This window comes from Streptomyces sp. NPDC093094 (assembly GCF_044754345.1).
Taxonomy (GTDB): domain Bacteria; phylum Actinomycetota; class Actinomycetes; order Streptomycetales; family Streptomycetaceae; genus Streptomyces.
The window spans coordinates 451858-463645 of the sequence record NZ_JBIVOX010000005.1; the positions used below are offsets into that span (position 1 = coordinate 451858).

General features: G+C 73.4%; 10 protein-coding genes. 5 read left to right on the forward strand and 5 right to left on the reverse strand.

Going from position 1 to position 11788, the window contains the following annotated elements; genetic code table 11:
- Nucleotides 1–10 precede the first annotated feature (10 nt).
- Entirely contained in the window at nucleotides 11–1699 is a 1689-nt protein-coding gene (locus tag ACIQGV_RS13140) for a bifunctional 3'-5' exonuclease/DNA polymerase (RefSeq protein WP_402493920.1), read from the reverse strand.
- Between the two features lie 106 nt (nucleotides 1700–1805).
- Nucleotides 1806–2549, reverse strand: a complete 744-nt coding sequence (locus ACIQGV_RS13145) for a Clp protease N-terminal domain-containing protein (protein WP_402493923.1) — start codon at nucleotides 2547–2549, stop codon at nucleotides 1806–1808.
- A gap of 81 nt (nucleotides 2550–2630) precedes the next feature.
- On the opposite strand from ACIQGV_RS13145, the gene ACIQGV_RS13150 reads away from it, so the two are divergent.
- Entirely contained in the window at nucleotides 2631–3734 is a 1104-nt protein-coding gene (locus ACIQGV_RS13150; protein ID WP_402493926.1) for a DUF2786 domain-containing protein, read from the forward strand.
- A 499-nt stretch (nucleotides 3735–4233) separates the two neighbouring features.
- Here ACIQGV_RS13150 and ACIQGV_RS13155 read toward each other — a convergent pair whose 3' ends face one another.
- On the reverse strand, nucleotides 4234–4761 hold the full coding sequence (locus tag ACIQGV_RS13155; protein WP_402493929.1) for a DUF4232 domain-containing protein: 528 nt from the start codon (nucleotides 4759–4761) through the stop codon (nucleotides 4234–4236).
- 93 nt (nucleotides 4762–4854) lie between these two features.
- Here ACIQGV_RS13155 and ACIQGV_RS13160 point away from each other — a divergent pair, with 93 nt between their 5' ends.
- Nucleotides 4855–6981 (forward strand): FUSC family protein, encoded by a 2127-nt coding sequence (locus ACIQGV_RS13160; protein WP_402493931.1) that lies wholly within the window; start codon nucleotides 4855–4857, stop codon nucleotides 6979–6981.
- A gap of 48 nt (nucleotides 6982–7029) precedes the next feature.
- On the opposite strand, the gene ACIQGV_RS13165 is transcribed toward ACIQGV_RS13160, so the two are convergent.
- The gene (locus ACIQGV_RS13165; protein WP_402493934.1) at nucleotides 7030–7527 is read right to left on the reverse strand and encodes a hypothetical protein; all 498 of its coding nucleotides are present in this window, start codon (nucleotides 7525–7527) and stop codon (nucleotides 7030–7032) included.
- Nucleotides 7528–8169: 642 nt separating this feature from the next.
- Between ACIQGV_RS13165 and ACIQGV_RS13170 the strand changes: the two genes are divergently transcribed.
- Nucleotides 8170–8388: a DUF397 domain-containing protein gene (locus ACIQGV_RS13170; protein ID WP_386384292.1), complete on the forward strand. Its 219-nt coding sequence runs from the start codon at nucleotides 8170–8172 to the stop codon at nucleotides 8386–8388.
- Nucleotides 8389–8459: 71 nt separating this feature from the next.
- Here the strand turns inward: ACIQGV_RS13170 and ACIQGV_RS13175 are convergent, their stop codons facing one another.
- Entirely contained in the window at nucleotides 8460–8939 is a 480-nt protein-coding gene (locus ACIQGV_RS13175) for an ATP-binding protein (RefSeq protein ID WP_402493936.1), read from the reverse strand.
- A gap of 356 nt (nucleotides 8940–9295) precedes the next feature.
- Here ACIQGV_RS13175 and ACIQGV_RS13180 point away from each other — a divergent pair, with 356 nt between their 5' ends.
- On the forward strand, nucleotides 9296–10120 hold the full coding sequence (locus ACIQGV_RS13180; protein WP_402494121.1) for a helix-turn-helix domain-containing protein: 825 nt from the start codon (nucleotides 9296–9298) through the stop codon (nucleotides 10118–10120).
- 114 nt (nucleotides 10121–10234) lie between these two features.
- Nucleotides 10235–11695, forward strand: a complete 1461-nt coding sequence (locus tag ACIQGV_RS13185; protein ID WP_402493938.1) for an aldehyde dehydrogenase family protein — start codon at nucleotides 10235–10237, stop codon at nucleotides 11693–11695.
- Nucleotides 11696–11788: the final 93 nt, after the last annotated feature.

The following is an 11788-nucleotide window of genomic DNA, read 5'->3' on the forward strand; positions in this document are numbered from 1 at the left end:
CGCCGCGTCGTCACTTGGCGTCGGCATAGCACTCCACCACCGCCGTGGTGAACGGGAACCGCACCGGTGTCTGTCCGAACGTCAGGCGTCCCGCCAGGTCCGCCGCCTCCCGGACGGCCCGGACGACGCTGTCGGCCTCCTCGGCCGGGCAGTGCACGATCACCTCGTCGTGCTGGAAGAAGACCAGCTCGGCCGAGAGGTCCGCGCAGGCACGGCGCAGCGCGGCGAGCAGCAGCAGGGCCCAGTCGGCGGCGCTGCCCTGGACGACGAAGTTACGGGCGAAGCGGCCGCGGGCGCGGGCGTTGGTGGAGGCGTGGCCCGGTACCCACTCCTGGCCCTCCGGGGGCGGCGGCCCGTCGTCCTGGGGGAGGCCGGCCTCCTCGGCGGCGTCGGCCGCTCCGGCCGCGGGCGGGCAGGTCCGGCCCAGCCAGGTGCGGACGAGCCGGCCCTCCTCGCCCGCGCGGGCCGCGTCGTCGACATAGGCGACGGCCCGGGGGAAGCGGCGGCGCAGCGCGGCGAGGTTCTTCAGGCCGTCCCCGGAGGTCTGGCCGTACACCGCGCCCAGCACGGCGAGTTTGGCCTGGTCGCGGTCGCCGGAGAAGGCGCGGTCGGAGACGGACTGGTAGAGGTCGGTCTCCCGTCCGGCCACCTCCATCAGCCCGGGGTCGCGGGAGATCGCCGCCAGGACGCGGGGCTCCATCTGGTCGGCGTCGGCGACCACCAGCCGCCAGCCGGGGTCGGCGACGACGGCCCGGCGGATGACCCGGGGGATCTGGAGCGCGCCCCCGCCGTTGGTCACCCAGCGGCCGGTCACGGTGCCGCCGGCGACGAACTCCGGGCGGAACCGGCCCTCGCGCACCCAGTCCTGGAGCCAGGACCAGCCGTGCGCGACCCAGATGCGGTACAGCTTCTTGTACTCGACCAGCGGTTTCACGGCCGGATGGTCGATGGTCTGGATCTCCCAGCGGCGGGTCGAGCCGACCTTGACACCGGCCTGGGCGAAAGCCTTGATCACGTCGGCCGGCAGATCGGGGCGGACCCGGCGGCCGAAGGCGGCGGAGACCTCGTCGGCCAGCTCGGCCAGACGGCGCGGCTCGCCGCCGCCCGCATAGCGCTCGCCGAGCAGTTCGTGCAGGACCCGGCGGTGGACCTCGGCGCTCCAGGGCAGCCCCGCCGCGTTCATCTCGGCGGCCACGAGCATGCCCGCCGACTCGGCGGCGGTCAGCAGGCGCATGCGGTCCGGGTGCGCGGTCGTGTCGTGCCTGCGCTGCTGGTCGGCGTACACATCGACCAGGTCGCGCAGGGGGACGTGCACCCCCTGCGGCTCGAACAGCGGTGACTGGGCGCCCGGTTCGGCCGCGCGCTGCGGCGGGTCGGGGGGTACGGGGCCGCCGCGCAGCCGGGCGAGGGCCGCCGCGGCCGAGCGGGGTTCGCCGGACCGCCCCTCGTGGCCGAGCAGCAGGGTCTCGGCGTCCTCCATGTCGTAGCACCGCTCCACCCGGACCCCCGCGGCGAGCAGGCGCGGGTAGATCTCGGGGGTGGAGCGCCATACCCACCGCGTGACCCCGGGCCGTCCCCGTACCGCTTCGGCCAGGTCCGGTTCCCGTCGCACGGGTCCGGCGGGCAGCCCGTCCGGGCCGAGGGGGGCGAGCTCCACGCCACCGTCCTCGGCCGGTGCGAGCGCCCACCGGTCGGTCATGCCTGCGAGTGTGACACCGAGGTCTGACAACGCCCCGGACCGAGCGCCCTGCTCCGAGGGCCTGGTCCGAGCGCCCGGTCCGAGGGCCCCCGGCCGAGCGCGTCGCTCAGCTCTCCTCGGTCTCCTCCGGCGCCTTGGCCGTCAGCAGGCTCAGCGCCTCCGTCACCCACCCTTCCACGGCGGGCTTGGTGATCCCGAGGCCGTTCAGCAGCCCTTCCCCGTTCTCGAACTCCAGCAGGGCCAGCAGGATGTGCTCGGTCCCGATGTAGTTGTGGCCGAGGCGCAGGGCCTCCCGGAAGGTGAGTTCCAGGATCTTCTTGGCGTCGGTGCCGTAGGGCACCAGCTCGGGCGCGTCCTCGACGGCGGGCGGCAGCGCCGCGTGGGCGGCCTGGCGGACGGTGTCCAGAAGGACGCCCTGTGCGGTGATGGCCTTCGCGGCGAGCGCGTCCGGCTCGGTGAGCAGGCCGAGGACCAGGTGTTCGGGCCGGCCCTCGGTGTTGCGGGCGGCGACGGACTCGTTGTGCGCGGCCATGATCGTGTTCCGCGCGCGGGGGGTGTAGCGGTCGAAGCCCTGGCTGGGGCCGAGGTCGGCCGACTCCTTCGGCACGAACCGCTTCTGCGCGGCCTGCCGGGTGACGCCCATGCTCCGGCCGATGTCGGTCCAGGAGGCGCCGGAGCGCCGGGCCTGGTCCACGAAGTGCCCGATCAGATGGTCGGCCACGTCGCCGAGGTGCTCACCGGCGAGCACGGCGTCCTGGAGCTGTTCGAGGGGTTCCTCGTGGACCTTCTTGATGGCCGCGATGAGGTCGTCGAGGCGGACGGAGGACGTGATGGCGGAGTTCTTCGTCATGTGTCAACCGTAGGTTGCCTCCCTGAGGGTGTCAACCAGAAGTTGACACTCGTCCGGAGTCTCGGGTGAGACGATCGGGCGGTGAGTACGCCCACCACCGTCGAACGCGCCTTCGAGGCCGCTCTGTACGGCGACACGCCCGATCGAGCCCTCGACACCGCCGCCTCCCTGCTCGCCGCCGACCCCGCGGCGGACACCGAACTCGACCGGCGGGGCAGGGAGTTCGTGGCGACGGCCTGGCGGCGCGGATGGCAGCCCGCCGACCTCGCTCGGATCGTGCGCCGGGAGCTCGACGACGTGCACGTACGGCTGCTGGCGGCGCTGATCCACGCACAGGCGCCCGACGACCGGCCGCGCGGGCCCCGCTGGGCCGGGCAGCTCGCCGAGCTGCCCGGGGAACTCCCGCGCCGCGCCGACCGTTTCACGTATGCCACCGTCACCCTGGAGCTCTACCGTCTGCTGCTGAGGCTGCCCGCCCTCGAACCCCTCGACCGCCCCGAGGGCACGCCGCGGACCGAGTCCCGCATGCTCACCCGGATCCGCGCGCTGCTCGCCAAGGCCGAGGCGACCGGTTATCCGGAGGAGGCCGAGGCGCTCAGCGCCAAGGCGCAGGAGCTGATGGCCCGGCACAGTGTGGACGAGGCGCTGCTCGCCGCGCAGGCGCCCGACCCGGACGCGCCCGCCGCCTGCCGGATCGGGGTCGAGCCGCCGTACGAACAGGCCAAGGCGGTGCTGCTGGACGCGGTCGCGACGGCCAACCACTGCCGGGCCGTGTGGAACGAGCCGCTCGCCTTCTCCACGGTCGTCGGGTTCGAGGCCGACCTGGAGGCGGTCGAGCTGCTGTACGCCTCGCTGCTGGTGCAGGCGACCTCCGCCATGACCAGGGCGGAGGCCGCGCAGCGGGCCGGCGGGCGGAAGCGGACCAAGACCTTCCGGCAGGCGTTCCTGGCGGCCTACGCCCATCGCGTCGGCACCCGGCTCGCCGCCGCGGCCGAGACGCAGGTCAGCGACGACCTGCTGCCGGTGCTGGCCTCCCGCGAGGTGGCGGTCACCGCCACGACCGACCGTCTCTTCCCGGAGACGACCACGAGCAGGCTGCGGGGGGTGAGCGACGAGGCGGGCTGGGTGGAAGGCTCCCGCGCCGCGGACGGCGCGGAGGTCCGCTCCCGCCGCCGCCTGGACTGAACCGGCCCGGCCCTGCGGCCCGGCCCTGCGGCCCGGCCCTGCGGCCCGGCCCTGCGGCCCGGCCCTGCGGCCCGGCCCTGCGGCCCGGCCCTGCGGCCCGGCCCGGCCCAACGTCCGGGCCGACTCGCAGCCTGGCCCGGCCTGTCGTCCGGCCCGGCCTGTCGTCCGGGCTGGCCTGTCGTCCGGGCTGGCCTGCGGCCTGGGCTGACCCCTCGTCCGGTCCGGCCTGCGGTCCGGGCTGGCCCACCGCCTGGGTCGACCCGCGACCTGGACTGATCCGGGGCCTGGGCCGGCCTGTCGTCCGGGCCGACTCACTGCCCGGACCGACCCAGCCGGCGGGTCGGCCCACCGCCCAACCCGGCCCGGCTTCCGGACCGGCCCGGCGTCCGGTTGGAACCGGCGGGTCCGGGCGGTCCAAGTCGTCCGGGTGGTCCAAGCCGTCCGGGCCGGCCGGGGGCCGGCGTTCTGCCGGGAGGCGGGTGCCGGGGGGTGCTGTCCGTCAGTCCCCGGCCTGCTGGAAGGCCGTGACCGAGGCTTCCGGCGTCCCGGCCCCGGCCACCGGGCCGTACGACCACGGGAAGCTCCGGGTCTCGGACCCTCCGGGCAGGCCGACCGACAGCGTCCGGGCGTCCAGGCTGTCCGCCCCGGCCTCGCCCCGTACGTAGGTGAGGGTGAAGGAGACGGCCGCCCCTTCCGCGAGGGTCACCTCCGTGGCCTTCGCCGCCTTGTCCGCCGGGACGGCGACCGGGTCCCCGTCGGCACTCAGCCCGACCGCGGGGAAGCCGTTCAGGGTGCACTCCGTGCCCTTGTTGGTCACCGTGACCGGCACGTTCCCGCTGTCCCCGGCGGCGGGAGCGGCGTTCGCCGGGCCGACCTCGATGTCCACCCCGCCGATCGCGCACGCCCCGCCGGAAGCGGACTTGGCGTCGCCGCCCCCCTCACCGCCTCCGCTGTCGCAGGCGGTCAGCGCGAGGGTCGCGGCGAGAGCGGTGGCGGCGAGGGTGACGGTCGTACGAACGGCGCGCATGGCTGGTCCTCAGGGCTCGGGTCGGTGCCCCTGGATCATGCCGCAGGAGATCGCCCGCCGCACCCTGCCCCATATGTCCCGTACGCTGACGGAATGAGCTGGTTCCGGGCGCTGAAGGAGAGCTCGCGCTCGGGCCTCACCCTGGAACGGAAGCGCCTGGAACCGCTGATCGCACTGCGCGGTGCCGCGGGACTCGGGATCACCATCTGGCTCAGTCTGTGGGCCCTGGGGCCCGAGGCGGCCGCGAGTTCGGCGTTCGGGGCGTTCCAGGCGGCGATCGCCACTTTCCAGCGCAGCTGGCGCCCCCGCCCCGAACTGGCGCTGGTCTCCGGCGCGACGCTGGCGGTCTCGACCTTTCTCGGCTATCTGACGATCCCCTGGCTGCCGCTGTTCCTCGCGTTGCTGGCCCTGTGGACGTTCGTGGCCGGACTGAGCTGGGCCGTGGGCCCGACGGCGGGCCTGATCGCCTCCTCGAACGTGGCGATGATGCTGGTCACCGTCACACTGCCGACCTCGGTCGCGGACGCGGCCGTGCACGCCGCCACGATGGTCGCGGGAGGGCTCGTCCAGGCGGCCCTGATCGTGCTCGTTCCCGTACGGCGCTGGAGGGCCCACCGCGACGTGCTCGCCGACGCCCTGGCCGCCGAGGCCGGCTACGCCCGCCGGCTGCGGGAGGACCCGGTCGCGCCGTTCGACCCGGCGCCGCTGATGGAGGCCCGGGACGCGTCCGCGCTCACCCGGCGCCAGGCACGCCGTCGCCCCGCCGGGCTGCGCGGCACCCGCGGCGTCGCCGAACGCATCCGCCCGGTGCTCGCCTCCCTCGCCGACCCGGCCGTCGGCGTCCCGCCGGAGGGGCCCGCACGCGACCGCGCGCGCGAGCTGCTCGGCGCGGCGGCCGACGTCCTCGACGCCACCGCCGAAGCCGTCCGCGACGGCACCCCCGTGGATCTCCCGCCCGCCGCCGTCGCAGCCTTCCGCACCCCGGACACCGGCTCGATCCTCAGGGGTGCCCCCTACCGCGCGGCCGTCCGCCTCGGCCGCCTGCTCCAGGACGTCGTGGAGGCGGCCGGGGGAGAACCGTCGGCCGGGCCGCGCCCCACGGGCCATCTGCGCAGACCCTCGCTCCTGGCCCTCGTCCCCGTCGCCGCGCGGGCCATGGGCGACGAACTGCACCGCTCCTCGCCCATCAGCCGGCACGCCGTCCGGGTCACCGTCGTGGCCTGCCTCGGCTACCTCCTCGGCACCGCCCTGCCGTTCGGCCACGGCTACTGGGCGCCGCTCGCCGCGGTGATGATCATGCGGCCGGACTTCTCGCAGACGTACAGCCGCGCGGTCGCCCGTTTCGCGGGCACCGTCGTGGGCGTGGCCGCGGCCACCGGGGTCCTCCAGGTCGCCGGCCCCGACCCGGAGGTCTCCGGGGTGCTGGCGGTGCTCAGCGCCGCGCTCAACTACCTGGTCCTGCGGACGGGCCAGTTCGCCGTCCAGATGTGCACCTCCGCCTACGTCGTCTTCCTGCTCGGCATGGGCGGCCAGCAGTGGACGCAGACCGTGCCCGAACGCGTCCTGCTCACGCTGCTGGGCGGTGTGCTGGCCATGGTGGCGTACGCGGTCTACCCGGCGTGGGAGACCCCGCGGCTGCGCGACCGCCTCGCCGACTGGCTGGCCGCGCAGGGCCGCTACGCCGCCGCCGTCCTGCGGCACTACGCCGAGCCCTCCGGCGAGGCGGTCGCCGATGTGCGCGAGGCCCTCCTCACCGCCCGGGCCGCCCGCGCGGGCTGGCACGCCGCGGTGGCCCGGGCCGCGGGCGAGCCGGTGCGCCACCGGGGTCTGTCCCGCGCGGCCGCCGACGACGCCGAGGACGCGCTGATCCGGACCGGCCGCGTCGCGATGCTCCTGGAGGCGCACCTCCCGGACCGCGGCGCGGCCCCGGTCCCGGCGGCCGTCGGTCTCGCCGACGCACTGCACACCGCCACGGAGACGGGCGCCCGCGCGGTGCGGGAGCGCCGGGTGCCGCACTGGACGGCCGTACGAGCCGCTCTGGAGGACCCCGGCTGGGCCGCCACCGGGGACGAGGTCCTGCGCGAGGGCGGCCGTCTGCTGCTGAGGCATCTCACCGAGCTGTCCGAGGCCCTCGACCCCGTCGTACCGCCGACGACCACGGGCGGCGGGCAGGACGGGCCGCGCCGTCCGAAGGGACCCGGGGCGGGCGGACGCCGCTGAGACCGCATCCGTGCCGGACCGCCGGGCGGTCTCCTCGGACGGTCCGCGTCACAGGCCCGGACCGGCCGTCGGCAGGCCCGAGGGCAGCTGCCCGCCCTCGGCACGCTGGTACGTCTCCTGGCCGGGGCCGCCGTCCCAGGTGACCTTCAAGGTGGTGCCGTCGACGGAGTCGACCGTGCCGGACGTGCGGGAGTCGTCGCCGACGGCGCAGGTCAGACGGATCGACCCGGCGTCCGCGGAACCGCTGCACACCGTGCCCTTGGAGCCGAAGAGGGCGGCGTCGTCGCCGGTGACGACCAGTGCGACCGCGCTGCCGCCGGCGGTGGTGAGCCAGCTGCCCTCCAGGGTGCCCGAGGGGGACCGGGTGCCGCCGGTGCCGCCGGTGTCCTGGGCCGAGGAGGCGGAGGGCGTGCCGCTCGGGCCGGCCGAGGCGTCGTCGTCCGGGCCGCCGCCGTCGCTGCACGCGCTCAGCACCAGCATGCCCGCCAGTGCCGCGGCCGCCGCCGCGCCCCGCACCCGCCTGCGCGCCACGCGCGCGTACGTCACCGTGTTCACTGCAAGCCCCCAGGGTGGCCGGTCGGACGCCACGACGCGCAGCAAGCTACCAGCCCGTAACCCGGAGAGTGCCTGTGAGTTCCGGCACGAGTGCCCGCCGCCGACCGGCACCCCGCCCCGTCCCGCCGAGTGACTCGCGTCACCCGCCGGCGGCGGAAGCGGCCGGTCCGAGTGGTCCGGGACGCCCCGGAGGCGGCCCTTCCGCCGTACGGGGCCGCCGGCCGCACCGCCGGCCCGGCCCTTCCTCATGCGGACGTCATGGGTCCGTATTCGGCCGATCGAGCCCGCCGAACTCCCGGCCCGCACCATGGAACAGGATGGGCACCCCGTGCGTCTGTATCTCTTGCACGGAGGATCCGATCCGGACGGCCCGGCACGGCGAACGGCGCGGAACACCATGGGCGGGGGCGGGCGGTCGCGAGTGACGCGACCACCGGGGAAGGCGCTGAAAGGCCGCACCTGAGGGTGTCGGCGCAGCTGTAACCGCAGGACCACCCCGCGTGCACGTGCATCTGCCCATGCATCTGCACATGAACAACGTTATGATCCGGCTCAGTTGACCACTGCATCAATGGCCACATCAGCCAGTGCACCAGCGGGGAGCGATCTGTGGACCACGACGTGTACAACGGCATGGCCGCGACGAAGCTGAGGGACGTGGCCTGGCAGAAGAGCCGCCACAGCAATTCGCAGGGATCCTGCGTGGAGTTCGCCCGTCTTCCGGGCGGCCGCGTGGCGGTGCGCAACTCGAACTTCCCCGACGGTCCCGCGCTCGTCTACACGCGCGCGGAGATCGAGGCGATGCTCCTCGGCATCAAGGACGGGGAGTTCGACCACCTGATCGCGGGCTGAGGCGCCGCGGCGAGGGCCTCCGGGTTCGGCGACGCGCGTAGACCCGCGGCGGCGCAGGGTGCCGCGGGCCGTCACACCTCCGGGTGAAGCCGGAACAGCGCCCAGACGACCTTTCCGCTGAGCGTCCCGGCCAGCGGGTGCCAGCCCCAGCTGTCACTGAAGGAGTCGACCAGGAACAGGCCGCGTCCCGACTCCGCGGAGAAGTCGTCCGTGGCGCGCGCGACCGGGCTGTCGTTGCTGGGGTCGCGCACCGCGCACACCAGCCGCTCGGTCCAGCGCATCAGGTGCAGCCGTACGGAAGGCTCCTGCGCCTGCGGAACATGCGCGCCGGCCTCCGGCAGGGCGTGCCGCAGAGCGTTGGTGACGAGTTCGGAGACGACGAGACAGACGTCGTCGAAACGGTCGCCGAGATCCCACTGGTCGAGGGTTCTCCGGGTGAACTGCCGTGCCTCGCGCACCGCTTCGTAGCGGGCGGGCAGTGCACAGGAGGCGGCGCTGGACACGGCCGTGGGATCCAGCGGCGGAAGGCCCTGCCTTAACGGCTCGAGCATGGTCGATCCATTCGTCCCCATGCGAGGCACTCCCCCGGGAATTCGCGGTCGTTGCGATGCAGCGGTGGCGCGGGACCATGGTTTCGGATGCGTAGGGCAGATGCAAGGGCAGATGCACGTGCACGTGACCGAATTGGTCAGGCCCGTACCGCTTCTTAGCCATTTTTTCTGCCATCTTCCAGCCGCTCGCTGCTCGACGGCTGCACTGGTTCGCAGTTAAATCTTTGGCTTCTTTCCGTCTCTGTAATCGGGCGAGTACTGCTCGGAGTGATTTAGTGGCAGACTGCGGGCCCTGAAGACGGTTGGGGAGGCTGGCAAACGTGAGCGCGGGAGAGCCCGGATCGGTGGTGCGGCGGATGCTGCTCGGCTCGCAACTCAGGCGGCTGCGCGAGGCGCGCGGGATCACCCGTGAGGCGGCGGGGTACTCCATCCGTGCCTCGGAGTCGAAGATCAGCCGGATGGAGCTGGGCCGGGTGAGCTTCAAGACCCGTGACGTCGAAGACCTGTTGACGCTCTACGGCGTCACCGACGAGACGGAGCGCACGGCCCTGGTCTCGCTGGCGCGCGAGGCCAACGTGGCGGGCTGGTGGCACAGTTACTCGGACGTGCTGCCCAACTGGTTCCCCACCTACGTCGGTCTGGAGGGAGCGGCCTCGCTGATCCGCGCCTACGAGGTGCAGTTCGTGCACGGTCTGCTCCAGACGGAGGAATACGCCCGCGCGGTCGTGCGGCGCGGCATGAAGGGCGCGGGCGAGGCCGACGTCGAGCGGCGCGTGGCGCTGCGCCTCGAACGCCAGAAGCACCTCGTCGACGAGAACGCCCCCGACTTCCACATCGTCCTCGACGAGGCGTCCCTGCGCCGCCCGTACGGGGACCGTGCCGTGATGCGCGGCCAGCTCCAGCACCTCATCGAGATCTCCGAGCGGCCCAACGTCCGCCTCCAGATCATGCCGTTCGGCTTCGGCGGGCACTCCGGCGAGAGCGGTGCCTTCACCGTCCTCAGCTTCCCCGAGTCGGACCTTTCGGACGTCGTCTACCTGGAGCAGCTCACCAGCGCCCTGTACCTCGACAAGCCCGAGGACGTCGCCCAGTACGAGGGTGCGCTGAAGGAGCTGCAGAACGACAGCCCCGGCCCGGACGAGAGCCGGGATCTTCTCCGGGGACTCCTTCAACTGTCGTAAAACACAAGTACGATGACGCGTGATCAGACCGTGAGGCCGTTCGGGGGTCCGGGCCTGCTGCCGTGACCGCTCGACTGGTGCGACTGTTTCTGCGGCAGGGGATTGAGGGATCACATGTCGTCCTACTTCACCGACCTGGCTCAGCAGTACATCGACGGCGAGTGGCGCTCGGGCTCCGGCTCGTGGGACATCATCGACTTCAACCCCTACGACGGCGAGAAGCTGGCCTCGATCACCATCGCCACCGTCGACGAGGTCGATCAGGCGTACCGCGCCGCCGCGCGGACCCAGCGCGCCTGGGCGGAGGCGGGCGCCTTCGCGCGGCGTGCCGTGCTGGAGAGAGCGCTGCGGCTCGTGGAGGAGCGCGAGGCGGAGATCGCCGAGGTGATCGTCGCCGAGCTGGGCGGCACCCGTACGAAGGCCGGCTTCGAACTCCACCTCGCCAAGGAGTTCCTGCGGGAGTCGGTCAGCCTCGCCACCCGGCCCGAGGGCCGGATCATCGCGTCACCGGCGGACAGCAAGGAGAACCGCCTCTATCGCGTGCCGGTCGGCGTGGTCGGCGTCATCAGCCCCTTCAACTTCCCCTTCCTGCTGTCGCTGAAGTCCGTCGCCCCGGCGCTCGCGCTCGGCAACGGCGTCGTCCTCAAGCCGCACCAGGACACCCCCGTGACCGGTGGCTCCCTGATCGCGAAGATCTTCGAGGACGCGGGCCTGCCGGCCGGTCTGCTCAACGTCGTGATCACGGACATCGCCGAGATAGGCGACGCCTTCATAGAGCACCCCGTACCGAAGGTCATCTCCTTCACCGGCTCCGACAAGGTCGGCCGTCATGTGGCCACCGTCTGTGCCGCGCAGTTCAAGCGCACCATCCTCGAACTGGGCGGCAACAGCGCCCTGGTCGTCCTGGACGACGCCGACATCGACTACGCCGTCGACGCGGCCGTCTTCAGCCGGTACGTGCATCAGGGCCAGGTCTGCATGGCCGCCAACCGTGTCCTGGTGGACCGGTCGGTGGCCGAGGAGTTCACCGCGAAGTTCGTCGCCAAGGTCAAGGGGCTGAAGTCGGGCGACCCGCGGGACCCGGAGACCGTGATCGGCCCGCTGATCAACTCCTCGCAGGCCGAGGCCGTCTCGGCGGTCGTCGAGCAGGCCGTCGCCGCGGGCGCCACCGCCCTGGTGCGCGGAACCACCCGCGACAACCTTGTGGAGCCGTCGGTCCTGACCGACGTGCCGGCCGGCTCGCCCCTGCTGAGGCAGGAGGTCTTCGGTCCGGTCGCCTTCCTCATCCCGTTCGACGGCGAGGAGGAGGCCGTACGCCTCGTCAACGACACCCCCTACGGCCTCAGCGGCGCCGTCCACACCGCCGACGTCGAGCGGGGCGTGCGCTTCGCCCAGCGCATCGACACCGGCATGTTCCATGTGAACGACGGCTCGGTCCACGACGAGCCCCTGGTGCCCTTCGGCGGCGAGAAGAACTCCGGCGTGGGCCGCCTGAACGGCGAGACCACGCTCGACGCGTTCACCACGCTCAAGTGGATCTCGGTGCAGCACGGGCGGAGTGTGTTCCCCTTCTGAGCCGCCCTCCCCCTCGGTCTGCCGCATCGCTTTCCGGGACCCCGTTCCGGGACCCCGTTCCGCGGCCTTTTCCGACACCGTTTCCCGGGCCCC

Bases quoted from the DNA above. Each gene is read 5' to 3' on its own strand.
- ACIQGV_RS13140 (WP_402493920.1), bottom strand. From the start codon at position 1,699: ATGACCGACCGGTGGGCGCTCGCACCGGCCGAGGACGGTGGCGTGGAG.
- ACIQGV_RS13145 (WP_402493923.1), bottom strand. From the start codon at position 2,549: ATGACGAAGAACTCCGCCATCACGTCCTCCGTCCGCCTCGACGACCTC.
- ACIQGV_RS13155 (WP_402493929.1), bottom strand. From the start codon at position 4,761: ATGCGCGCCGTTCGTACGACCGTCACCCTCGCCGCCACCGCTCTCGCC.
- ACIQGV_RS13160 (WP_402493931.1), top strand. From the start codon at position 4,855: ATGAGCTGGTTCCGGGCGCTGAAGGAGAGCTCGCGCTCGGGCCTCACC.
- ACIQGV_RS13170 (WP_386384292.1), top strand. From the start codon at position 8,170: ATGGCCGCGACGAAGCTGAGGGACGTGGCCTGGCAGAAGAGCCGCCAC.
- ACIQGV_RS13175 (WP_402493936.1), bottom strand. From the start codon at position 8,939: ATGCTCGAGCCGTTAAGGCAGGGCCTTCCGCCGCTGGATCCCACGGCC.
- ACIQGV_RS13180 (WP_402494121.1), top strand. From the start codon at position 9,296: ATGCTGCTCGGCTCGCAACTCAGGCGGCTGCGCGAGGCGCGCGGGATC.
- ACIQGV_RS13185 (WP_402493938.1), top strand. From the start codon at position 10,235: ATGTCGTCCTACTTCACCGACCTGGCTCAGCAGTACATCGACGGCGAG.